22 protein-coding genes are annotated in these 22733 nt (G+C 73.7%); 9 read left to right on the top strand and 13 right to left on the bottom strand.

Annotated elements, in window-relative coordinates; genetic code table 11:
• Positions 1-116 precede the first annotated feature (116 nt).
• Positions 117-905: a maleylpyruvate isomerase family mycothiol-dependent enzyme gene (locus AC07BF_RS25220; RefSeq protein ID WP_363585813.1), complete on the bottom strand. Its 789-nt coding sequence runs from the start codon at positions 903-905 to the stop codon at positions 117-119.
• A gap of 63 nt (positions 906-968) precedes the next feature.
• A complete protein-coding gene (locus AC07BF_RS25215; RefSeq protein WP_363585812.1) occupies positions 969-2321 on the bottom strand; it encodes an aldehyde dehydrogenase family protein in 1353 nt (450 codons plus the stop codon).
• 118 nt (positions 2322-2439) lie between these two features.
• Here AC07BF_RS25215 and AC07BF_RS25210 point away from each other — a divergent pair, with 118 nt between their 5' ends.
• Positions 2440-2889 carry a MarR family winged helix-turn-helix transcriptional regulator gene (locus tag AC07BF_RS25210; protein ID WP_363585811.1) on the top strand — a complete coding sequence of 150 codons (450 nt, stop codon included), beginning with the start codon at positions 2440-2442 and terminating at the stop codon, positions 2887-2889.
• Between the two features lie 37 nt (positions 2890-2926).
• Here AC07BF_RS25210 and AC07BF_RS25205 read toward each other — a convergent pair whose 3' ends face one another.
• Positions 2927-4276, bottom strand: coding sequence for an erythromycin esterase family protein (locus AC07BF_RS25205; RefSeq protein WP_363585810.1), 1350 nt, complete (start codon positions 4274-4276; stop codon positions 2927-2929).
• A gap of 386 nt (positions 4277-4662) precedes the next feature.
• On the opposite strand from AC07BF_RS25205, the gene AC07BF_RS25200 reads away from it, so the two are divergent.
• On the top strand, positions 4663-5325 hold the full coding sequence (locus AC07BF_RS25200; protein WP_363585809.1) for a DUF6461 domain-containing protein: 663 nt from the start codon (positions 4663-4665) through the stop codon (positions 5323-5325).
• A 67-nt stretch (positions 5326-5392) separates the two neighbouring features.
• On the opposite strand, the gene AC07BF_RS25195 is transcribed toward AC07BF_RS25200, so the two are convergent.
• Both AC07BF_RS25195 and AC07BF_RS25190 read right to left on the bottom strand, forming a co-directional pair.
• Complete coding sequence (locus AC07BF_RS25195) at positions 5393-6613, bottom strand: RNA polymerase sigma factor (RefSeq protein WP_363585808.1); 1221 nt, start codon at positions 6611-6613, stop codon at positions 5393-5395.
• Entirely contained in the window at positions 6610-6981 is a 372-nt protein-coding gene (locus AC07BF_RS25190) for a YciI family protein (protein ID WP_350883944.1), read from the bottom strand. Before AC07BF_RS25190 ends, AC07BF_RS25195 begins: the two co-directional genes overlap by 4 nt.
• 309 nt (positions 6982-7290) lie before the next feature.
• Between AC07BF_RS25190 and AC07BF_RS25185 the strand changes: the two genes are divergently transcribed.
• On the top strand, positions 7291-8211 hold the full coding sequence (locus AC07BF_RS25185; RefSeq protein ID WP_363585807.1) for a polysaccharide lyase: 921 nt from the start codon (positions 7291-7293) through the stop codon (positions 8209-8211).
• Between the two features lie 3 nt (positions 8212-8214).
• On the opposite strand, the gene AC07BF_RS25180 is transcribed toward AC07BF_RS25185, so the two are convergent.
• The 4 genes from AC07BF_RS25180 to AC07BF_RS25165 all read right to left on the bottom strand — a co-directional run bounded on the left by AC07BF_RS25180 (position 8215) and on the right by AC07BF_RS25165 (position 12034).
• Positions 8215-8619, bottom strand: a complete 405-nt coding sequence (locus AC07BF_RS25180; RefSeq protein WP_363585806.1) for a hypothetical protein — start codon at positions 8617-8619, stop codon at positions 8215-8217.
• Positions 8620-8735: 116 nt separating this feature from the next.
• Positions 8736-10562, bottom strand: coding sequence for an Ig domain-containing protein (locus AC07BF_RS25175; RefSeq protein ID WP_363585805.1), 1827 nt, complete (start codon positions 10560-10562; stop codon positions 8736-8738).
• Between the two features lie 489 nt (positions 10563-11051).
• Positions 11052-11657, bottom strand: a complete 606-nt coding sequence (locus AC07BF_RS25170) for an HAAS signaling domain-containing protein (protein ID WP_363585804.1) — start codon at positions 11655-11657, stop codon at positions 11052-11054.
• Positions 11654-12034, bottom strand: a complete 381-nt coding sequence (locus AC07BF_RS25165) for a PadR family transcriptional regulator (protein ID WP_363585803.1) — start codon at positions 12032-12034, stop codon at positions 11654-11656. Before AC07BF_RS25165 ends, AC07BF_RS25170 begins: the two co-directional genes overlap by 4 nt.
• A gap of 262 nt (positions 12035-12296) precedes the next feature.
• Between AC07BF_RS25165 and AC07BF_RS25160 the strand changes: the two genes are divergently transcribed.
• The 5 genes from AC07BF_RS25160 (at position 12297) to AC07BF_RS25140 (ending at position 18125) form a co-directional block, all read left to right on the top strand.
• Positions 12297-13883 (top strand): alpha/beta hydrolase, encoded by a 1587-nt coding sequence (locus AC07BF_RS25160; RefSeq protein WP_478333947.1) that lies wholly within the window; start codon positions 12297-12299, stop codon positions 13881-13883.
• Positions 13884-13899: 16 nt separating this feature from the next.
• Positions 13900-14559, top strand: coding sequence for a mycothiol-dependent nitroreductase Rv2466c family protein (locus AC07BF_RS25155; RefSeq protein WP_400807811.1), 660 nt, complete (start codon positions 13900-13902; stop codon positions 14557-14559).
• Between the two features lie 115 nt (positions 14560-14674).
• Entirely contained in the window at positions 14675-16591 is a 1917-nt protein-coding gene (ftsH, locus tag AC07BF_RS25150) for an ATP-dependent zinc metalloprotease FtsH (RefSeq protein ID WP_363585800.1), read from the top strand.
• A 110-nt stretch (positions 16592-16701) separates the two neighbouring features.
• On the top strand, positions 16702-17535 hold the full coding sequence (gene nadE, locus AC07BF_RS25145) for an ammonia-dependent NAD(+) synthetase (RefSeq protein WP_363585799.1): 834 nt from the start codon (positions 16702-16704) through the stop codon (positions 17533-17535).
• A 119-nt stretch (positions 17536-17654) separates the two neighbouring features.
• Entirely contained in the window at positions 17655-18125 is a 471-nt protein-coding gene (locus tag AC07BF_RS25140; protein ID WP_363585847.1) for an SAM-dependent methyltransferase, read from the top strand.
• Between the two features lie 121 nt (positions 18126-18246).
• Here AC07BF_RS25140 and AC07BF_RS25135 read toward each other — a convergent pair whose 3' ends face one another.
• Positions 18247-18990 (bottom strand): hypothetical protein, encoded by a 744-nt coding sequence (locus tag AC07BF_RS25135; protein ID WP_363585798.1) that lies wholly within the window; start codon positions 18988-18990, stop codon positions 18247-18249.
• A gap of 168 nt (positions 18991-19158) precedes the next feature.
• Between AC07BF_RS25135 and AC07BF_RS25130 the strand changes: the two genes are divergently transcribed.
• Positions 19159-19314 (top strand): hypothetical protein, encoded by a 156-nt coding sequence (locus AC07BF_RS25130; protein WP_363585797.1) that lies wholly within the window; start codon positions 19159-19161, stop codon positions 19312-19314.
• Positions 19315-19378: 64 nt separating this feature from the next.
• On the opposite strand, the gene AC07BF_RS25125 is transcribed toward AC07BF_RS25130, so the two are convergent.
• The 3 genes from AC07BF_RS25125 to AC07BF_RS25115 all read right to left on the bottom strand — a co-directional run bounded on the left by AC07BF_RS25125 (position 19379) and on the right by AC07BF_RS25115 (position 22724).
• Positions 19379-21079: a DUF885 domain-containing protein gene (locus AC07BF_RS25125; protein WP_363585796.1), complete on the bottom strand. Its 1701-nt coding sequence runs from the start codon at positions 21077-21079 to the stop codon at positions 19379-19381.
• A 153-nt stretch (positions 21080-21232) separates the two neighbouring features.
• Entirely contained in the window at positions 21233-22174 is a 942-nt protein-coding gene (locus AC07BF_RS25120) for an SDR family oxidoreductase (RefSeq protein WP_363585795.1), read from the bottom strand.
• Positions 22175-22295: 121 nt separating this feature from the next.
• Entirely contained in the window at positions 22296-22724 is a 429-nt protein-coding gene (locus AC07BF_RS25115) for a DUF5997 family protein (protein WP_363585794.1), read from the bottom strand.
• Between the last annotated feature and the right edge of the window lie 9 nt (positions 22725-22733).

Below are 22733 nucleotides of genomic sequence, written 5' to 3'. Positions count from 1 at the left end.
TTTTTTTTCCCCTTCCTCCCCCCCAAACCCCCCCCCCCCCCCCCCCCCCCCCCCCCCCCCCCCCCCCCCCCCCCACCGCCCCCCCCCCCCCCCCCCCCCCCCCCCCCCCGGGCAGGTCAGAACGCCGAGTTGGCGCACCAGTGCGCGAGCAGTTCCTCGTCCCCGCGCACGTCGAGGCGGGCGGAGGCCAGGTCGAGGCGGCCGTACAGGAGCAGCAGCAGATCGGCGGCGCTCGCGCGGACGGTCACGTCGGCCTCCGGGCCCGGGCCGTCCGCGTCGAGCCCGAAGCGGTCGAGCCCGAAGCCGTCGGGCCGCAGGCGGATCAGCCAGTCACCGTCCGCGGAGGTGGCGCTGCCGTCGGTGCGGGTGAAGCGGATGGTGCGGTCCGCGCCGCGCAGCTCGGCGATCCCCGGGGCGAAGAAAGCGGCGAAGGGCAGGTTGGTGAGGAATTCGGACACCCCGTCGGCGGCCAGCTCCGGGTCGAGTACCGGGGTGCGCCCGAGGGCGAGTTCCGCGTCGGCGCGGTGCACCAGGGTCTCGAACAGCATCCGCCGTACCCAGAAGCGGGCGTGCTGGTCGGCGCCCCAGGCCCACATCGGGGCGTCGAGGTCGGTTTCCGCGAACGTGGCGCCGGCCTCGGCCGCGGCCTCCGCCAGCCAGGCGGGGTAGCCGTCCGGCCCGGTGGGCAGCCGCAGGTCGACCTCGCGGCTGCGGGGCGGCTGCTGGATCCGCTGTCGGAGCAGGACGGTGAACCAGCGCTGCACGCTGCCGGTGTGGCGGGTGAGGTCGGTCAGTGTCCAGCCGGGGCAGGTGGGCACCGGGGTGGCCGGGTCGGCGTCCTGGAGGGCGGCGACGAGCCGGGCGGTCTCCGCGGCGACGGCGGCGCCGTGGTCGATGGTGGTCATGAGGATGCTCGCTCGGTGTCGGGGTGGCGGGGAGGGGAGAAACGATCGGACGAGGGGGAGCGGTCAGGCGAGGGGCTTGTCGACGACGGCCTTGGCGTGGCTGAAGGTGTCGAGGGAGTACTCGCCGTGGTAGCGGCCCATGCCGCTCTCGCCGACGCCGCCGAACGGCAGCTCGGGCATGGCGAGGTGGGAGACCGGCAGTCCGAAGGAGAGCGCGCCGGAGGAGGTCTCCTCGGTCAGCCGCTGCTTGGTGTGCGCGGACTCGGTGAAGGCGTAGAGGGCGAGCGGCTTGTCGCGCTCGTTGATGAAGGCGATCGCCGCGTCGAGGTCGGGCACGGAGACGACGGGGAGGATCGGGCCGAAGATCTCCGCCCGCATCACGGGGGCCTCGGGGGAGACGTCGGCGAGGACGGTCGGGGCGAGGTAGCGGTCGGCGCGGTCGTGGGTGCCGCCGGTGACGGTCCGACCGTCGCCGAGCAGCGCGGTGAGCCGGTCGAAGTGGCGCTCGTTGACGATCCGGCCGTACTCGCCGCCGGTCGCCGGGTCGTCGCCGTACAGCTCCCGGACGGCGTCGGCGAGGTGTGCCTCCAGCGCGGGCGCGCTCTCGCCGATGGCGAGGACGTAGTCGGGGGCGACGCAGGTCTGGCCGGCGTTGAGGAACTTGCCCCGGGCGATCCGCCGGGCGGTGACCGCGAGGTCGACGCCGGGTTCGACCACCACCGGGCTCTTGCCGCCGAGTTCCAGGGTGACCGGGGTGAGGTGCCGGGCGGCGGCTGCCATGACGATCCGGCCGACGGCGCCGTTGCCGGTGTAGAAGATGTGGTCGAAGCGCTGCTCCAGCAGCGCGGTGGTCTCCGGGACGGCGCCTTCGACGACCGCGACGGCCGCCGGGTCGAGGTAGCGCGGGAGCAGTCGGGCGAGCGCGGCGGAGGTCGCGGGGGCGAGCTCGCTGGGCTTGAGGACGGCCGCGTTCCCGGCGGCCAGTGCGCCGACCAGCGGGGACAGGGCGAGCTGGAGCGGGTAGTTCCAGGGTGCGATGATCAGGACCACGCCGAGCGGGTCGCGCACCACGCGGGCCGCGGCGGGCTGGAAGAACTCGGGCACGGCGGCGGGCTTCGGCTGCAGCCACTGCTCCAGGTGGGTGACGGTGTGGTCGAGCTCGTTGAGCGTGAAGCCGATCTCGGTGCGGTAGGCCTCGGCGGTGCTCTTGCCGAGGTCCTCGTGCAGGGCCTGGAGGAACGCCGCGGACTGCTCGGTGAGCAGCGAGCGCAGTGCTGCCAGCTGGGCCTGGCGCCAGGCGAGCGGCTTGGTCCGGCCGGTGTCGAAGGCGGCGCGCAGGCGGGTGACCGTGGCGGCGGCGGTCTCCGGGGTGGCTTCGGAAGCGGCTTCCGGGGTGGCGGCGGGGGTGTGGTTCATGAGGGTCTCGCGGTCCTTCCAGCTGCCTTGAGGTCGTCGATGGTTTATGACCTCAAGCATTCTTGGACGGTAAACCTCAATGGTTGAGGGTGTCAAGCAATGTGCCTATGCTCGAACCGTGCACCAGAACCCCCACCCGGACCCACCGGCCACGCCGGGCGAGCTGATGGATCAGCTCGCCCGGGTGGCCGCGGCCTACTACCGCCACTTCGCCTCCGCCGCGGCCGGGCACGGGCTGACCCTGATGCAGGGCAAGACCCTCAGCCTGCTCACCCGGCCGCGCTCCATGCGCGCCCTCGCCGGTCTGCTGTCCTGTGACGCCTCCAACGTCACCGGCATCGTCGACCGGCTGGAGGGCCGCGACCTGGTCCGCCGCGAGCCCGACCCCGCCGACCGCCGGGTCAAGAGCATCGCCCTGACCGACCGGGGCGAGCAGACCGTCCGGCTGATCCGGGCCGACCTGATGTCCGGCCTGACCGCGCTGGAACAGCTCTCCGGCCAGGACCGGGCCGCCCTGGGCGCGCTGCTGGACCGGGCGTTCCCCGAGACGGCGACCCCGCCGGCCTGAGGCCGGGCCGCCGATCCGAGGCGGGGCCGGAGCCCGGTCAGAGCTTCTCGGCCTCGTGGACCTGGTGGAGGTGGACGAGGACGTCGTGGGCCCGTCCGAGGGCGACGGAGGGCAGCGGGTCCTTCGTGAACGTGGACCCGGCCTCGTAGACGGGGCGGGCGGTGTCCAGCCAGTCGCGGACCACGCGCGGGGCGGTGCGCAGGTCGACGTAGTAGTCCTGGCGGCGGACCTGGTCCAGGGTGTACTCGTTCATGCCGGGCGTGGCCGCGGGCACGGTGTTCTTCTCCCAGTCGGTGCCGAGGGCGGCGCCCATGGTGAGGAAGGAGCCCCGGTCGAAGGTGAACCCGATGTTCAGGTACTCCGGGCCGAAGGTGTCGCGCAGGATCGAGCCCTGCGTCTTGGGGTACATCTCGGGATCGCTGGCCAGGTAGCCGACGTGCCCGTTGTGGGCCGAGAGCAGCATCCGGTCGCCGGTGTGGCGCTGCCACCACGCGGTGTTGTCGGCCATGGCCTGGTCGCGGATGACCTCCGCGGCGTTCACCGAGGCCGGGTCGGTGAGTTCGAAGGTGGCGAAGGCGAAGGTCTGGGCGATGATGCGGGCGTGCTGCACGGCCCAGTCGTACTCCTCGCCGCCGTTGCCCCTGGCGGCGGTGACCAGGTCCAGGGCCTGCTGCGCCTTGGCGGCGTTCTCCTTCCGCTCGGCCACCGGCCGCTTCAGGTAGCCGACGGTGTCGTCGAGCGGGCGCAGGCCCGCGTACAGCCCGTCCACGCGCGCCAGGGCCGCGGGGTCGGCCTTGCGCAGGTAGGCGTCGACCCGGGCGAAGACCTCCTCGCCGAGCTTGGGGGCGCCGACGTCGTCGCCCATGAAGTGGACCGGGCGCTCCGGGTGCTGGCGGTTGTACTCGCGCATCCAGCTGATCAGGTCCACGAACTCCTGGCGCTCCCAAGGTGATTGGCCCAGCTCGTCCTTGACGATCTGCCGGGCGTCGCCCTTGCCGTCCTGGAGGAACTTGTCGATCTTCAGGCCCGCCGACCAGCTCATCTCCAGGGCGAAGGTGGTGAAGCCCTTCTCCTGGACCAGGTAGCGGAAGACCCGCTGCTTCATGGTGAAGAACTCGTGCGAGCCGTGCGTGGCCTCGCCGAGGCCCACCACCTTGGCGTCCCCGACCATCGCGCCGAGCGCCCGCAGGTCGCTGGTGCTGCCGCCGGGCTCGGTCGACCGCAGCGGGTGCGCGGACCGCTCCAACGCGCGGACCACCGTGCTCCGTTGGCCGTCCGCCGCAGGGGCGGCGGAGGCCACCGGGGCCAGCAGGGCGGTGCCGGCGGCTGCCACCGTCACCGCGATCAGTCCGCGTCGGCCGACCGTTCGCTTGTTCGCCGTGGTCACGATCTCTCCTCAGTTTCCTTGTCCCGAAAGCTCGGTGAGAAGATCATCGTTCGCGGCGGGGGTGCGGCGCGCTGGGGCCGACCGCCGGGTTCCTCGGGGGGATAACCCCCGACCTGCGTCGATGCGGGCTCCGCCGGGTGGGGCGGACAGGACACTGAGGGGGCCTCTGGCCAGGCTCCTATAAGGTCATGCTCCGCCCGGCCGGGGCCTTGGGAACGGGCCCCGGCAGCCGGACGGAACAACCGGAGGACAGCCCAGCAGGGCGTCAGTCAGTGGCAGAGCCACGACCACCGGAGACCCGGTTACCACTATCAGTGTCAGTGGCGTCCGTTAGGGTGCGGACCGGCGGCCCGGCCACGCGGGCCGGCGCGAGGTGAGGGGGCGTCATGACGGGCGGTACCGAAGGGGCGGGGGGCGAGGAAGGCATCCGGTGGCTCGCGGACGCCGGGTGCTCCGTCGACGGCGTCCTGTTCGCCCGGGGGATACCGCCGCAGGAGCTCGCCCGCCGGATGGGCGCCGATCCGGCCGCCGCGGCCGGGCCGCTCAGCGGCACCGAGGTGTGGGACCTCGACATCGAGGTGTTCCGCCCGAGCGACGACGGCGACGGCGTGATCCGGGTCGGCGAGTCCGGTGACTGGTCCTTCGCGGTCGAGTACGGCGACTCCACCGGCGGCGAACGGCTCACCGAGATAGCGCGCGACGGGGTCGAGGTGGTCCACTTCCGCCCGATGCCGGACCACCCGCCGGCACTGCTCGACTACGCCCGCGACGGCGCGGTGCTGTGCGGGTTCGGCCTCGCCGAGGAGCGCTGGCGCTGGGGCCGGGAGCCCGACCTGCTGGTCCCCGAGCTGGTCGCCGCGGGCGTCCTGGAGCCCGACGGGATCACCCGCGGCCCCGGGGGCGAGCCGCCCGCGGCCGTCCGCCGCCGCACCCTCGGCGTGGTCGGGCGGCGGTTCGGGCTGAGCCTGCCCCGGGCCGTCCTCGGCGAGCTGCGGCTGCCGGCGTACGCGGTGCGGGGCAGGCCGGGGATGGAGCCGCAGGGTAGTTGAGCCCTGCCGTCCCCGGGCCCGCCCCGGGCCGTCCCCGGGCTGCGTGCCGGACGTCCCGGACGCGTGATCAGCCGGAGCGTGGCCCGGTCCGGCCGGCCCGGGCCTCCAGGTAGCGCCGCTCGGCGAGGCTGGCGGTGGCCTTCGCGGCGCGCCGGTAGTGCTCGTGGGCGCCGGCCGGGTCGCCGGCCTTCTCCAGCAGGTGCGCCCGGACGGACAGCAGCCGGTGGTGCCCGGCCATCCGCCCGTCACCGTCCAGGGCGGACAGCAGGGCCAGTCCGGCCGCCGGGCCGTCGGTCTCGGCGAGCGCGATCGCCCGGTTGAGGGTGACCATCGGGTTGGGCGCGATCCGTTCCAGGATCAGGTAGAGGGCGTGCACCTGGGGCCAGTTGGTCTCCTCGGCGGTGGCCGCGTCGGCGTGCGTGGCCGCGATGGCGGCCTGCAACTGGTAGGGCCCCAGGGTCGGCCCGGCCAGCGCCGCCTCGACCAGTGCGACGCCCTCGTCGATCAGCGCCCGGTCCCAGGCCTTGCGGTCCTGCTCGTCCAGCGGCACCAGGTCGCCGGCCGGGGTGGTGCGCGCCTCCCGGCGCGCGTGGGTCAGCAGCATCAGTGCGAGCAGCCCGGTGACCTCGTCGTCCCCGGGCAGCTGCGCGTGCACCGTCCTGGTCAACCGGATCGCCTCGTGCGCGAGGTCGGGGCGGTGCAACTCCGGTCCGGAGGTGGCGGTGTAGCCCTCGTTGAAGATCAGGTAGAGCACGTGCAGCACGACCCGCAGCCGTTCCTCGCGCTCCGCGCCGTCCGGCAGGGCGAACGAGCTGCCGGCGGCCCTGATGCGCTGCTTGGCCCGGCTGATCCTGGCCGCCATGGTGGCCTCCGGCACCAGGAACGCGCGGGCGATCTCGGCGGTGGTCAGACCGCCGACCGCCCGCAGCGTCAGGGCGGTCCGGGAGGCCGCGGTGAGCGTCGGATGGCAGCACAGGAACAGCAGGACGAGCGTGTCGTCGGTGTCCGGCACCTCCGGCGGCACCACCTCGGTGGCCGTCGCCGACTCCCGTTCGCGGCGCGCGCGGTCGCGGCGCAGCTGGTCGATGAGCCGCCGGGCGGCGACGGTCACCAGCCAGCCGTGCGGATTGTCGGGCATGCCCTCGGACGGCCACTGCACGGTGGCGGCGAGGACGGCCTCCTGGACGGCGTCCTCGCACCCTTCGAACCGGCCGTACCGGCGAACCAAGGTGCCGAGGACCTGTGGCGTGAGCGCACGCAGCAGGTCCTCGAAGTCCGGTGCTGTCATGCCTCCAAGTGTCCGTCGGCGAACATCACCTGCCGCACCTCGACCCCCAGGCCCTCGATCGCGGTGTCCGGGATCAGCGCCGCCAGCGCGATCGCCCGCTCCTTGTCCTCGCAGTCGATCAGGTAGAAGCCGCCCAGGTACTCCTTGGCCTCCAGGAACGGGCCGTCGGTCACCACCGGCTGGCCGTTGCGCACGGTCACCACGGCGGCCTGGGCCGGATCGGCCAGTGCCTGGGTGGTGATCAGCTCTCCGGACGCCTTCAGCGCCTCGATGAACTCGCCGTGGCCGTGGCCGATCGCCGCCTTCTCCTCGTCGGTCAGCGCGTCCATCACGGCCGGGTTGATGTGCAGGCTGATCAGGAACTTCATCTCGTGCTCCTCGTGTTCCTCGTGGTTCGCGGGCCCGGCTGGGCTCCTCGACCGGTGGTCGGAGCCGTCGCCGCGGTCTTGACGTCCTCCGCCGGACGTTCGGAGGAATCTTCGCGGCCGGATCGCCACCTCGCACCTCGCACATCTCCGCATGGCCCGCATCGGGAGGGCCGGGGGCCGGGAATCGTCCCGCCGTCACCCGGGAGTGTGATGGTCACGTCACCTCGGGCGCCGCTACTGTGGCCCGGTGGCGGAGCGTCACATGGAGCGGGTGGGCCGTCCCGGCCGGTCCCGTCGGGAAGGGCAGTCATGAAAAGCACTCGTCGTGTGTTCGGAGCGGTGCTCGCCGCCGCCGCCCTGGCCGCCTGCGCCCCGTCGACGTCGCCCGCTGCGGCCTCGATCGCCGCGCCGGCCGCCTCGGGGTCCGAGGGAGCCAGGGGAGCCGCGCCGGCCGCGGTGGCGAGCGGGAAGGCGGCCTGGACCGGCCAGTTCCGCGGTTACGGGACGGACCAGTGGAAGCACGCCTGGGGCGCGGTCGACCAGGGGACGTGGGGCGGTTCGGACCTGAGCGCGGTCGACGACGCGGCCGCTCCCGGGGGCGGCTCGGCGCTCCAGGTCACCTACGGTGCCGGGTCCTCCTCCAACCAGTGCACCGACTGCCCGAACCCGGGCGGCGGCCAGTTCTACACGGATCTGACCACCCTGGGCCTGTCCGCCCTGGCCCAGGGCGAGACGCTGGACCTGAAGTACTCCCTCAAGTTCCCGGCCGGCCGGGACTGGGGCAAGGCGGGGAAACTGCCCGGGCTGTACGGCGGCAAGATCGGCGAGGAGTCGGGCGGCAACCACGGCGCGGGCTGGTCGACGCGCTACATGTGGCGCGGCGCCAAGGGCGTGCCGGACAACGGCGAGGTCTACCTCTACACCCCGACCAACTCCGGCCCGACCGGCTACGGGGTGGACGAGGGGCTCGGTGACTGGCGGTTCCAGGCCGACGGCGCGTGGCACAGCGTCGAGCAGCTGGTCGACCGCGGCACCGGGGACGTCACCGTCTGGTACGACGGCCGCCAGGTCTACGCGGCGCGCGGGGTGGCCTCGGGCATCGGCAGGATCCCCTTCGGCGGCGTGTTCTTCTCCACCTTCTACGGTGGCCACGACACCAGCTGGGGCCCGGCGAGCACCCAGCGCGCCTACTTCGCGGACTTCTCGCTGTCCTCCGGCGTCCAGCACTGACCGTCAGCCGACGGTCACCGTCACGGTGAAGGCCCGCTGCCCGGGCGGGCAGGCCAGCGCCTCGCCGCAGGTGGTGCGGTGGGCGGAGAGACGGGCGGTGCCGGGGGCGGTGGCGAGGAAACCGGCGGTGACCCGGCCGCAGCCGCCGCCCGGCCGGCAGGAGGGGGCGGGGGTGGTCGCGGTGGCGGTCGGACGCAGCGTCCGCGGGCTGTCGCCGGCGGCCGGGGACCAGTAGGTGCTGTGCAGCTCCACCCGGATGACGGTGCCGGGTGCCACCGGCACGGTCGTGCCGTCGGCGTGCTCGTCGAGCACCAGGGTGGGCGGGCCCGGTGTGGCGGGGCCGGTGTTCGACGAGCAGCCGGCCGCCAGGGCGAGCAGGGCGGCCGCCGCGAGCGTTCGCACGGTCACGGCTCTCCTCCTTCGCGGGGTGCGAGGCGCGGGGCGCAGTGCCACCGGGCGCAGTGTCACCGGGGCGGGCCGTGGTGGCCCGCCCCGGCGGCGTCAGGGGCGTGGACGGGCGGTGGTCAGGAGACGGTCACGTCGTCGTAGTAGGTGTAGGTCGGGTCGCCCGGGTAGTTGTCGTCCACGTTGGTGAGGGTGAGCGTGTAGCTGTGGCCCGGGGTGACGGTGCCGGAGGCGGACTTCCAGCCGAGGCCGCTGGTGCAGGTCTTGGCGAGCACCGTGGTCGTGGTGTTGGTGGTGTTGTCCTTGAGGGTGGCGGTCGCCCAGTCGTAGGTGACGGTGTCCGGGCAGGTGACGTCGTACCAGAAGGCGACCTTGCTGCTGCCGGCCGGGGCGGTGAAGGTCTGGCCGGCCGTGGACGTGGTGGTGGGGCCGGTGGAGCCGAGCATCGCGCCGTAGCCGCCGGTGTGCTTGGCGGCGCTGGCGGCGGCGGCGCTGCCGGTGGAGGTCCAGCCGCTCAGGGTGCCGGTCTCGAAGCCGCCGTTGGTGAGGCCGCCGCCGCCCGCGGAGGTGACGGTCCAGCCGAAGGCGGCGGAGCCGGAGGCGCCGGTGGCGTCCTTGGCGGTGACCGTGACGCTCGCCGTGCCGGCGGTGGTCGGGGTGCCGCTGATCAGGCCGGAGGCGGAGATGGACAGGCCGGCCGGCAGGCCGCTCGCCGTGTAGGTGAGGGTCTGGCCGGAGGCGCTGTCGGTCGCCGCGATCTGGAGGCTGACGGCCTTGCCGGTGGTGCCGGCCTGGGCGCCAGGGTTGGTGACGGTGACGGTGTTGCCGGTCGTGCCGCCGACGATCGGGTGGGACATCTCGCAGCCGCCCGCACCGCTGTTGAAGTCGTTCGCCCAGGTCGACTGCATGGCGAAGCTGCCGGTGGTGAAACCGACGTTCGCCGACGCGCCCTGGCCGCTGCTGACCCAGGCGCACTTGTCGCCGTTCTCGGCGCCGCTGCTGTCGGTCCAGCCGCCGGCCGGGTTCTGGTCGGTGATGGTCTCGGCGTACTCGTGGCCCTCGACAATGGTGACGCCGTCCAGGGTGCCGGCCGTCCCCGCGTTGACGAAGCCCTGGCCGCAGCCGGAGCCCGCGTCGGTCACGTACGGCAGGTTGGTGAAGGCCAGTTCGCCGTACGGGGAGGAGACGGCGCCGCCGGTGAGCGTGGTGTCGCCGGTGTAGTCGTGCCAGGCGCAGAAGTTGCCGGACGCGGTGTTGAAGCCGTCGGGGGTGGTGCCGGTGGGGGAGACGACGACGTACTGGTCGTTCCGGTTGGCCGCGGCGGTGGTGTTGCCGAAGTGGCCGGACGCCTTGACCGCCTCGGCGCCGATCTGGTTGCCGGTCGCGGCGGCGGGCGCCGCGGCGGAGGTGTCCACCCAGACGCCGGCGAGCGCGCCGCCGGTGGGGTAGGCGACGTGCGCGGAGCTGCCCGGGCAGGTCTGGGAGCCGGTGGTGACGCCCTCGCAGTACTGCGTCATGACGCCGGACCAGAGTTCGCTGCCTGCGCCGATGCCCTTGAACAGCTGCTGGAGGCGCGGGGCCATGCCCTTGGCGTCGCCGCTGAGCGTGGTGTTGCCGTTGGCGTCGGTGCCGGAGCTGCCCCACTGGGAGCCCCAGAACACCAGGTAGACGTGCTCCGGTCCGGTGGTCACGCCGATGCTCGGACTGCCCGCCCCGCCACCGTAGTTGAGGTTGTTGGCGGAGGTGGCGTTCGGTGCGGCCTGCTGGCCGCGGAGCGGGACGGCGCCGTGCCGGTACGGGTGGTTCGCCGACGCCGTGGGGTGCGCGGCGTCGTCTGGCTGCGCCTGGGCGGGTGCCGCGGTGAAGCCGGCCGCCGCGAGGGCGAGCGCGGCGACGCCGGTGAGCGCCGCCCGTCCGGCGTGACGGAACGTGGGGGTTCGGCCCATGTGAGGGTTGCCTCTCTCATGCCGACCGCCCGGGCACCGGTGGGTGACGGGTGGTCGCGAAGGACAGGGAGAGGCCGGAGGCGGTGGAAATGCCTGGATGACCCGCCGCACAACGGATCACCGGGCGGAAACAGGCCCGCCTCGGCCGCCGAGAAGCAAAGCAGCCGCCGGAGAACTGGGTCAACGAGCCTGACGGTAAAGTGAGTTGCCTTGATTCCCGCGTAATGGAAAAGCCCCCAGATGGAGGGGGCGGCGGTTCGGATTCTCCGAGCCCGCACACTGTATGCGGGTTTCCGTTAACCGTATGAACGGCCTTGGCCAAAAACGGATTTGATGGTGAGAAACAGGTAAGACGTTAGTCGCCGGGCAGGCACGCGCGCAAGCGCGAGCCTCCGACGTGTGGAGACCGCCTCCCTTGTATGTGGGGGGCGGTCTCCAACATCACCAGGGGGGGCTGGCGAAACGTCGGTGTTGATTGATGAAGCCGGTTCAGGCCATGAGCGCGGCGTTGCGCAGCCGGGCGGCGGACCGGGCCAGGAAGAACGCCGCGAGCAGGGCGGGGCAGAAGCCCACCGCGCAGGCGGCGAGGACGGCTGCCACGGTCAGGCCGACCGGGGACACGACGGCGGCGGCGATGCCGGCCAGCGGAGTGACCAGGACGGGGGAGAGCAGCAGCAGGGCCGCCAGCCGCTTCTCCCGGCGGCTCCACTGCGTGGACCGCCAGACCCTGCTCGCGGCGATGACGGCGGCGGCCAGCGCGAGCGGGGGCCCGACGACCGGGACGAACGACAGCGGAACCGGCAGCACCGCGAAGACCAGGGTGCGGACGGTGCGGCCGCGGCTCTCCGGCTCCGGTCGGGCGCCGCCCTCCTCGTCGAGCGCGGCGTCGGCGATCTGCCGGGGGCTGCCCAGCTGCTCCAGGACCCGCCGGACGGCGGCCTCGTCGGCGGGGTCGCACTCGGCGAGCGAGACCTCGACGTGCTCGCGCAGGTCCGCGAGCAGTTCGCGGCGGCGCTCCTCGGGCAGCGGGGCGGTGTACCGGGCGACCGCGTCCAGGTGGGCGCGGACCAGGGGGTGCTCGATGGGGTTGTTCACGGGTTCTCTCCCGGGGCCAGGACGTGGTCGACGGTTTCGCGGAAGGCGGGCCACAGCGTGGTGAACTCCTCCAGTGCGCTGCGGCCGGTGTCGGTGAGGGTGTAGTACCGGCGGGACGGGCCGCTGGCCGAGTCGCGCAGGAAGGTGTCGGCGAGGCCGGCCCGGCGCAGCCGGGACAGCAGGGGGTAGATGGTGCCCTGGCTGGTCGCCAGCATCGGGAACCGGCCGAGCTCCTGCAGCAGCTCCACCCCGTACCGGGGGCCGTCCCGCAGCAGCGCCAGGACGCAGTACTCCAGTACGCCCTTGCGCAGTTGCGTCGCCACCGGTCCGTCGGCCGTACCGGCGTCGCCGTCGTGGTGTGTGATGCCAGGTACCATGCGATGCAAGATAGCATGCGACGCCAGGTAGTGGGCGATCCGGACGCTGCTCGCCGCCGAGGGCCGCGGGAGCGGGGGTCACCTCACCCGGACGGCGGGTGGCAGCCGGACCGGCGCACGCCCCTCCACCGGGCCTTCCGACGGGCGCGACCGCCCCACCGCCCCTAGGGTCTGTGGTGCGTTGACCGTGCCGAGCGCCGGGGCGCACGCCGCCCCGCCGTCCGCCGGGGCGCGCCCGGTAACCCGAGAGGTGGACCGCTCCATGCACACCGTCGTCCGCGGCGCCGGCGCTTTCGGCCTGGCCGCGCTGCTGCTCGCCTCCGCCGCCGGCTGCCAGGGCGACGCCCGCTCCGCCGTCGAGCCCGCGCCGACCTCCCCGGCCTCCCCGGCCGGTTCGCCCGCCGCGTCCGCGACCGGACTCGCGGCCCAGCGGCTCGACTGGCAGGCCTGCCCGGCCCCCAGCCCCGCGCAGGGCAGCGGCACCGCGCCCGCCGGTGACTGGCAGTGCGCCACCCTCAAGGCGCCGCTCGACCACGGCAAGCCGGACGGCCCGACCATCGACCTGGCCATGATCCGGAGCCGGGCGAAGGACGAGAAGCACCGGATCGGCTCGCTGCTGTTCAACTTCGGCGGCCCCGGTGCCTCCGGCGTCGCCACGTTGCCCGCCCTCGCCGCCGACTACGCCTCCCTCAACGCCCGTTACGACCTGGTGAGCTTCGACCCCCGTGGGGTCGGTGCCAGCGCCGGGGTGAGCTGCCTGGACGACAAGGCGATGGACACCACCCTGGAAATCGACAACACCCCCGGGACCCCCGACGCGGTGAAGGCGCTGGACGCCAGCAACGCGCAGTTCACCGCCGCCTGCGAGCACAACTCCGGTCCGGTGCTGCCCTACGTGGACACCGAGAGCGCCGCCCGCGACCTCGACCTGATGCGGCAGGTGCTCGGCGACCAGAAGCTCTTCTACTTCGGCATCAGCTACGGCACCCAGCTCGGCGGCGTCTACGCGCACCTGTTCCCGCAGGAGGTCGGCCGGATCGTCCTGGACTCAGTCGTCGACCCGACGAAGGACCCGCAGCAGGCCGCGCTCGGCCAGGCCCAGGGCTTCCAGCTCGCGTTCGACAACTTCATGAAGGCCTGCGCCGCCGAGGAGGCCGCCGCCTGCCCGACGGGTGCCGGCGGCGTCGAGGGCACGGCGGCGGTCACGGCGCTGCTGCAGAAGCTGGAGCAGTCCCCGCTGCCCACCACCAGCGGGCGGCAGCTCACCGAGACCCTGGCCGTCACCGGGATCGCCGCGGCCCTGTACAGCGAGGAGACCTGGCCCGTCCTGGCCGCCGGGCTCACCGAGGCGATGCAGCAGGGCACCGGCAACACACTGCTCCAGCTCTCCGACGCGATGTTCGGGCGCGACCCGCAGGGGCGCTACACCAACCTGAGCGCTGCCAACCGGGCGATCAACTGCGTGGACGCCCGGCAGCGCTACTCCGACCAGGACGTCGAACAGCAGCTGCCGCAGTTCCGCACCGCCTCCCCGGTGTTCGGTCCCTACTCCGCCTGGGGCCTGACGAGCTGCACCGGCTGGCCGGTGCCGGGCAAGGCCGACCACCCGGACGTCTCCGCCGCCGGCGCGGCCCCGATCCTGGTGGTCGGCACCACCGGCGACCCGGCCACCCCGGTCGAGGGCGCCCACGCGATGGCGCAGCAGCTCGGCCCGGGCGTCGGCGTCAACGTCACCCTCCAGGGCGAGGGCCACGGCGGCTACAACACCGGCGACCCGTGCCTGAAGCAGGCCGTGGACGCCTACCTGCTGGACGGCACCGTGCCGGCCGACGGGAAGACCTGCAGCTGAGAAGTGGCCCACCACGATGGTGATCGATTGGCCCTGGAAAGCGGTCCACTCGGCGCCTAGGCTTTTCACCGTGACCACCAAAGTCGATTTCTACTTCGATCCGATCTGCCCGTTCGCCTGGATCACCTCCCGGTGGATCCTGGAGGTCGAGCGCCACCGCGAGCTCGACCTCACGTTCCGGGTGATGAGCCTGTCCGTCCTCAACGAGGGCCGCACCGACCTGCCCGAGCGCTACCAGCGCCTGATGACCACCGGCTGGGGCCCCGTCCGGGTCTGCATCGCCGCCGCCGAACAGCACGGCGAGCACGTGCTGCGCGACCTGTACACCGAACTCGGCACCCGCCTGCACGACCAGGACCGGCCCGCCGACGACGCCGTCATCCGGGAGGCCCTGGTCGCGGCCGGACTGCCGGAGGAACTCGCCGCCGCGGCCGACAGCACGGCGTACGACCTCGCGCTGCGCAAGAGCCACCACGAGGGCATGGACCCGGTCGGCGAGGAGGTCGGCACGCCGACCATCCACGTCGACGGCGTCGCCTTCTTCGGCCCGGTGCTGAGCGCCATCCCGCGCGGCGAGGACGCCGTCCGGGTCTTCGAAGGGGTGCGGCTGCTGGCCGGCTACCCGAACTTCTTCGAGCTCAAGCGGACCCGGACCGGCTCGCTCGACTTCTCCTGACGGCGCCGCCGGCCCCCGCGCCGGGGCCGACCGGTTCGTCCTGAACCTCCCGTCCGGGCCCTTCTCCCCCCACCATGGAGAGGAGGGCCCGGCGGCGGAGAGGCGGTGAGCGTGGATGATCACCCGAATCCGGCTGCGCGCCGCCCGCCACCCCGCGACCCCGCCGCCCCCGGGCAGGGGCCCCGAGCGGCCCCGCACCCCCGGCGGCCCTCCGCCGCCCAAGCCGCCCGCGCCCGCGATGCGCCGCTGGCTGCTGCCCGTCGCCGTCCTGGTGACCCTGCTGCTGCTCATCCTGTTCTCGCGCTCCGGCTCGACCGGCGCCAGCTACGGCTACACCGACTTCCTCAACCGGGTCGGCGCCGGGCAGGTGAAGACCGTGGACATCACCGACACCGGCGGGGTCACCGGCACCCTCAAGGACGGCACGCACTTCACCAGCCAGATCCCGACCGCCCTGGACACCTCCCAGCTCAGCGGCGAGCTGGCCGGTCAGCACGTCGACGTCACCGCCAGCCGCAGCGGCGGCAGCTCGATCTGGTCCACGCTGCTGCTGTTCCTGCCGCTGCTGCTCTTCGGCGGGCTGTTCCTGTGGTCCGGCCGGATGGCCGCTCGCTCGCTCGGCGGCGGCCTGAGCGCCATCGGGCGCTCCCGCGCCAAGATCATCGAGGCCGAGCGGCCCGCCACCCGCTTCGCCGACGTCGCCGGGTACGAGGGCGTCAAGCAGGAGGTCAGCGAGGTGGTCGACTTCCTGCGCAGCCCCGAACGCTACGCCGCCGCCGGCGCCAAGGGACCGCGCGGGGTGATCATGGTCGGCCCGCCCGGCACCGGAAAGACCCTGCTCGCCCGGGCCGTCGCCGGAGAGGCCGAGGTGCCCTTCCTCTCCGTGACCGGCTCCGGCTTCGTCGAGATGTTCGTCGGCGTCGGCGCCTCCCGCGTCCGCGACCTCTTCGACGAGGCCCGCAAACGCGCGCCGTCCATCATCTTCATCGACGAGATCGACGCCGTCGGCGGGCGCCGCGCGGGCGGCACCCGGCTCGGCGGCAACGACGAGCGCGAACAGACCCTCAACCAGCTGCTCTCCGAGATGGACGGCTTCGACCCGACCACCGGCATCGTCGTCATCGCCGCCACCAACCGCCCGGACGCCCTCGACCCGGCCCTGCTGCGCCCCGGCCGGTTCGACCGCCAGGTCACCGTCCCGCTGCCCAACCAGGCGGAACGGGCCGCGATCCTCGCCGTCCACGTCCGCGGCAAGACCCTCGCCCCCGATGCCGACCTGAACCGCATCGCCCGCGGCACACCCGGCTTCTCCGGCGCCGACCTCGCCAACCTGGTCAACGAGGCCGCCATCAACGCCGTCCGCGCCGACCGCGCCACCCTCACCGCCGACGACCTCGACACCGCCCGCGACCGCGTCCTGCTCGGCCGCCGGGACTCCTCCAACGCGCTGCTGCCCGAGGAGCGCCACGCCGTCGCCGTCCACGAGTCCGGGCACGCCCTGACCGCCGCGCTGTGCGAACACGCCGACCCCGTCGCCAAGGTGACCATCCTCCCGGCCGGCGTCTCCCTCGGCGCGACCGAACAACTCCCCGAAGCGGAACGCCACCTGTACACCGAGGGCTACCTGATCGACCTGATCACCGTCCAGCTCGGCGGGCGGGCAGCCGAGCTGGTGGTCTTCGGCGAGGGCTCCACCGGCGCCGCCAACGACCTCGCCCACGCCACCGGCGTCGCCACCCGGATGGTCCGCGAATTCGGCCTCTCCCCGGAACTCGGCCCGGTCGGCTACTCCAGCGGCTCCCCGAACTACCTCGGCGACGGCCCCGAGGACCTGTTCCGCCGCCCGTACTCCGAGCAGACCCAGCGCGCCGTCGACGAGGCGGTGGCCCGCCTGCTGCGCCGCGCCGAACGCCGCGCCGTCGACCTGCTCCGCGAACACCGCCACCACCTCGACGAACTGGCCGCCCTGCTGGTCGCCCAGGAGACCGTCGACGGCGCCGTCGTCCTCGACATCCTGCGGCACCCCGCGTAGGCGCTCGCCCCGGCCCGCCGCAGCACCGCCACCACCTCGTCGAACGCGTCGAACCCGCTGGTAGCGTCCAGGGCGGGCACCCACCGTGTCACCTTCACCCGGGAGTCGATATGACCGAAACCCTGTCCGCCGACCTCCAGCGGGAGATCGCCCGCACCCTACGGGTGGCCCCCGTCCCGAGCCCCGAGCAGGAGGCCGAGCGCCGGGCCGACTTCCTCGCCGACCAGCTCCGGGCGGCCGGCGCCCGCACGCTGGTGCTCGGCATCAGCGGCGGCGTCGACTCCACCACCGCCGGGCGGCTCTGCCAGCTCGCCGTCGACCGGCTGCGCGCCGCCGGACACCAGGCCGAGTTCTGCGCCATGCGGCTGCCCTACGGCACCCAGGCGGACGAGGCGGACGCCCGCCGCGCACTCGACTTCATCCAGCCGGACCGGACCCTGACCGTCGACATCAGGCCCGCGACCGACGCCGCCCTCGACGCGCTGGCGTCCGCCGGCCTCACCTTCGCCGACCGCTCCCACGAGGACTTCGTCCGCGGCAACGTCAAGGCCCGCCAGCGGATGGTGGCCCAGTACGCCGTCGCGGGCGCCACCGGCGGCCTGGTCGTCGGCACCGACCACGCCGCCGAGGCGGCCGTCGGCTTCTTCACCAAGTACGGTGACGGCGCCGCCGACGTGATGCCCCTGGATGGACTGACGAAGCGTCAGGTCCGCTCCCTGGCCGAGGCCTTGGGGGCTCCGGCGGACCTCGTCCACAAGACTCCCACCGCCGACCTGGAGACCCTCGCCCCCGGCCGCCCAGACGAGGACGCCCTCGGCGTCCCCTACGAGGCCCTGGACGACTTCCTGGAGGAGCGGCCGGTGAGCGAGGAGGTCTTCCGCACCGTCCTCGGCCACTACCGCCGCACCGAGCACAAGCGCCGCCCGCCCGCCACCCCGGCGTAGGGCGTGTCTTCAGGCCGGGTGGGGACACCACCGTCGGCAGCCCCGGTGACGACCCGGGCGGGGGCGTGGTTACGTACGGGGAACAGGCTTCGACATCGAAGGGGGACGGCGTGGACGAGGTGACATCGCGTCCGGTGGCATGGGTGGTCGGCGGTCGGGAGGAAGTCCGGGACGACGGCTGGGGGAGCGTCGGGGCGGTGATCCGGGTGGACGGCGCGCAGTTCGGTGAGGAGGCGCTGTACGGGCTGGCGGACTTCTCGCACCTGGAGATCGTGTACCACTTCGACCGGGTGCCGGCCGACAGGGTGGAGACCGGTGCCCGGCGCCCGCGCGGCAACCCGGACTGGCCGCTGGTCGGCATCTTCGCCCAGCGCGGCAAGAACCGCCCCAACCGGCTCGGCGTCTCGCGCTGCCGACTGGTCCGGGTGCAGGGCCTGGACCTGCACGTGACCGGGCTGGACGCGGTGGCCGGCACGCCGGTGCTCGACATCAAGCCCTACCTGGCCGAGTTCGGCCCGCGCGGAGAGGTCCGTCAGCCCGCCTGGTCGGCCGAGCTGATGCGCGCCTACTACGTCGCCGAGACGGACTGACGCACGGACGGGTCGGCGCCGGTTGGGGTGAGGAGTTCACGCCGGGGAGGTCGCGGACACCCTGGTGGGCCGTGCCGGCACCCCCGCCGACGTCGCCGAGACGGGCCCCAGGGGCGGGCGGTCAGTCCCCGTCGGTGTCGGCGGCCGCGGTGGGGGAGCCGCCGGACTTGATGCCGAGCTTGGCCTCGGCTGTGGTCCAGTCGGTGGCGATGGCCTGCTGGGCGGCGGCGAGGGTGGCCTGGCCCTTGCAGATCGCGGTGTGCAGGTGCGTCTCCACCGAGTCCTTGGGGTTGTTGGGGCCCTTGCCCGGGACATGGCCGGGGGAGGGCGGCTGCACCCACAGGTTGCGCGGGTCGTTGGGGTCGCCGCCGAGTTGCAGGCTGATCAGGTGGTCGTACTCGGCGTCGCCCATCGGGCCGGTGTAGCCGTAGGACTTGGCGTTCTCGGCCTTCTCCTTGCCGGTGATGTTCGCCGGCGGGCGGATCGTCGAGGTGTAGCCGCCCGGCTTGCAGATGGTGTCGTTGATGTTGCCCTGGTTGACCGCCGGGCTGATCGCGCCCGGGGTGCACTTCGGGTCGGGCAGCGGCTGCTTGTCCGCGGTGTAGCGGTACGTGCAGCTGCCCGGCGCGGGCTGCGGCTGGACGTCGTAGGAGCTCTTCGGGCCGGCGCCGGTGACGATCGCCGCCGGGGCGGGCGGCGCTCCGGCGGCTGCGGCGTCGGCTGCGGGCGGGGCGTCGGTGGCGGAAGAGGCCGGGCCGTGTCCGGCCGGCCGGGCAGTGTGGCCGCCGCCGGACGAGCAGCCTGAGGCTGCGGCGAGCAGGGCGGCCACGGCTATGGCCAGGGCGGCGCGGGCGGGAGCCGGCACGGGTTCCTCCAGATCGGGGCGGTGGGGCGCGGGGCGGGCCGACGGACCTGCCGGTTGCCGCGCCAGCGGACACTACCGCCTGGAGGGGCCGAAGGGGTGACGGCACGTCCGGGCGCGGGAGGACCGCTCAGGGCGTGCGGAATCGTTGACCAGTACGGTCCCTGGGCCGTGCGCCTGGGCAGCCGAGACGGCCGGGTTCTCGGCTACGACGCCGTCCAGCGGAAGTTCGCCGGTGCGGTGACCCTGACCGGCTACGAGGTGGCCGAGGTGTACCTGGTCGGGCCCAAGGGCGACGGCTCGTCCCTCCGGGTGGTCGGCTTCTGACCGCGGTGCCGCTGCGGGGCTGAACCCGGCCCCGCAGCGGTGGGCCCCACTGCGTCGACGGGCCCTACTGCGTCGCGATCCAGTCCGTGACCAGCGTGTCCAGCACTCCCAGCGGCAGGCTGCCGTGCCCGATCAGCTGGTGGTGGAACTCCCGGATGTCGAACCGGGCGCCCAGCGACGCCTGCGCGCGCTCGCGGTGCCGGACGATCTCCCGGCGGCCGATCAGGTACGCGGTCGCCTGGCCCGGCCAGGCGAGGTAGCGGTCGATCTCGTTGCGGACGTTGGCCTCGGTGGTGGCCGTGTTGTCCCGCATGAAGGCGATCGCCCGCTCCCGGGACCAGCCGTAGTGGTGCAGCCCGGTGTCCACGACCAGGCGCACGGCCCGCAGCGCGTCGAGCGACAGCATGCCGAAGCGGGAGAGGTCCGAGCTGTACAGCCCCATCTCGTCCGCGAGCCGCTCGGTGTACAGGCCCCAGCCCTCGACGTGGGCGGTCAGCTGGCCGCTCGGCCGGCGCCGGAACTCCGGCAGGTGGTGCAGCGTCTGGGCGACGGCGATCTGCAGGTGGTGCCCGGGCACGCTCTCGTGGAAGGCGATCGCCTCGTACTCGTACCTGAACCTGGTCTGCGGGCGCAGCGTGTTGATCCAGTGGGTGCCGGGCAGGCCGCCCGGGCCCGGCGGCTGGTAGTAGGCCAGTGGCCCGGTCTCCGCCTCGATCGGGTCGATCTCCCGGGTCACGCAGTCGGCGATCGGGTAGGCCCGGAAGTAGTCGGCCGAGGCGCGGCGGGCGCGCTCCAGCGCCTCGTCGACCAGGGTGATGATCTCCTCGGCGCTGTCGAAGCGCAGCGCGCGGTCCTCCCGCAGCGCGGCCAGCACGGCGTCGGGGCCGGTGATGCCGAGCACCTTGCCGCCCAGCTCGGCGAACTCCGCGCGCAGCTGCGCCAGGGTGTCCAGGCCGATCCGGTGGACCTCCTCCGGGGTGAGCCCGGGCCGGGTGTAGCGCGTGACGGCGTCGGCGTAGCCCTCGGTGCCGCCGGGCACGTGACAGACCCCGGCCCGGTCGTCCGGCCGGGCGTCCGCGGCCAGCCGCTGGGCCAGGCCGGCCCGGTAGCGGGCCACGGCCGGGCGCACGCCGTCGCGGACGATCACCTGGCCCCGGTCGAACTCCGGGCGGCCGTGCAGCGCGCGCAGCAGCTGGTCGTCGTCCGGGCCGGTGACCAGGTACGCGTCGAGCTGGTCGAGGGCGGCGTCGACGCCGCTGCGCAGTGGCGTGCGGCCCTCGGCCGCAGCGTCCAGGTGGAGCTGCAGGGCGGCGTCGAAGTAGCCCGGCAGGCCGGCCAGCCGCTCCAGGTACGCGTCGGCGCCCTCCTGGTCGACGGAGGTCATGGCGAGCGAGGTGAAGGCCTCGTTCTGCGGTGCGGTGATGGTCGCCGAGATGCTGAAGTCGCCCAGCCCGTGGGTGATCCGGCCGGTGCCGTTGTCGATCAGCCGCCCGAGCACGCGGTGGGTGACCAGGTCCTCGCCGGCCAGCGCGTCCACCGGGATCGCGGCCAGTCGCGCCCCGAAGCCCGCCAGCGCGTCCCGGTGGCGCAGCGCGGACGCGCGGGACGGGTCGGGCACCTCGTGGGCGTAGCCCTCGACCCCGCTCAGCGTCGCGTCGAACGGGGCGTGGGCGTTCTCGGCGGCGAAGTACTCCTCGGCCAGGGCGGCGAGTGCGGTGGGGGCGGTGAGCGCGGCGGGTCGGTCGTGGTGCGGTTGGTCGGTCATGCGCGCTCCCCGGTCCGGTGTGGTCAGAGTGACGAGGGTTGCCTGGGCGCCCCGGTGGCGCCGATTATTCGGAGTCGGCGGCGGCGCGGTCAATACGCGGCGCGGGGAAAGCGGTTCTCCCCGGCGCCCGGTGGCGCCGCCGCCGACGCCCCGTCAGCGGTAGCCCTCCGGCGCGGCCGGCTTGCCCGCGTCCTGCACCTCGACCAGGTAGCGCCAGCAGTCCGGCCGGCTGCCGTCGCGGTCGGTGAAGCCGTACTCCAGGGCCAGCTGCCCGCTGGACACCGACCCGCCGTTCCAGCGGGAGACCTCGGGGTCGGCGGCGAGGGCGGCGACCGCCCGGCCGACGAAGTACGGGCTCTCGGAGATGCCGAAGTGCGGCTCCCGGGCCACGGCGTCGCGCCAGTTCTCCTCGGTGACGCCGAAGTGGCCCAGCATGATCTCCGAGCGCATCCAGCCGGGCGTGAGCGCCAGGGCGGTGGCGCCGCGCGGACCCAGCTCGTGGCCGAGAGCGAAGGCCATCCGCAGCACGGAGGCCTTGGCGAGGTCGTAGAAGAACGAGTTGCGGTAGGTGTCGCGGTTGTACTCGGCGGTGCCGTCGGTCATCTCGACGACCAGGCCGCCCGGGCGGCGCAGCAGCAGCGGGAGGGCGTGGTGGCTGGTGACGGCGTGCGTCTCCACCGCGAGGCGGAGCAGCCGCAGGCCGTCGTCCAGGTCGTGCTCCCAGACCGGGACGTTCCAGCCGAACAGGTTCTCGCCGCCCCAGATGTCGTTCACCAGGACGTCCAGCCGGCCCTGCTCGGCGTCGATCCGCTGCACCAGGGCGGCCACCTGGGACGGGACCAGGTGGTCGGTCGGCACCGCGATGCCCCGGCCGCCGGCCGCGGTGACCAGGTCCGCGGTGTCCTCGATGGTCTCCGGCCGGTCGTACTCCGAGCGCTTCTCGCGGGTGCTGCGCCCGGTCACGTACACCGTCGCCCCGGCGGCGCCCAGCTCCACCGCGATGCCCCGCCCGGCTCCTCGGGTCGCCCCCGCGACCAGGGCGATCCGACCGTCCAGCACTCCCGCCGCCCCTGTTGCCCCTGCTGTCTGTGCCATCCGCAAGCTCCCTGTCCGCATGTCCGCCGACGACTGTGCCGACGCCCGTGGAACGGACGTCGGCACCAGCCTTGCGCAGGGGTCTGACAATCGGGCCCGGCCGGCGGCCGGAGCGCGCGGGTCAGCCGGCCTTGGCGGCCTTGGTGGCCTTGACGGCAAGCGCCGCGGCGTCCTTCTCCTGCTTCTCCTTGATCCGGGCGGCCTCCTTGCGGACGTCCACCTGGTTGGCGCGCTCGTGCTGCAGCCAGAGCGGGTTCTCGGCCTTGACGGCCTCGATCTGCTCGGTGGTGAGCGCCTCGGTCACGCCGCCGCGGGCCAGGCCGGCGATGGAGACGCCGAGCTTGGCGGCGACCACCGGGCGAGGGTGCGGGCCGTTCTGGCGCAGCTCCTGGAGCCACTGCGGCGGGTCGGCCTGAAGCGCGTTGAGCTCCTCGCGGGAGACCACACCCTCCTGGAAGCCGGTCGGCGCCGCGTCGAGGTAGATCCCCAGCTTCTTGGCGGCGGTGGCCGGCTTCATGGTCTGGCTGGTCTTCTGCTTGAGCGATGTCATGGTGACAAG

This window comes from Kitasatospora sp. NPDC043950 (assembly GCF_056435345.1).
This window is presented reverse-complemented; position numbering and strand designations above follow the sequence as displayed.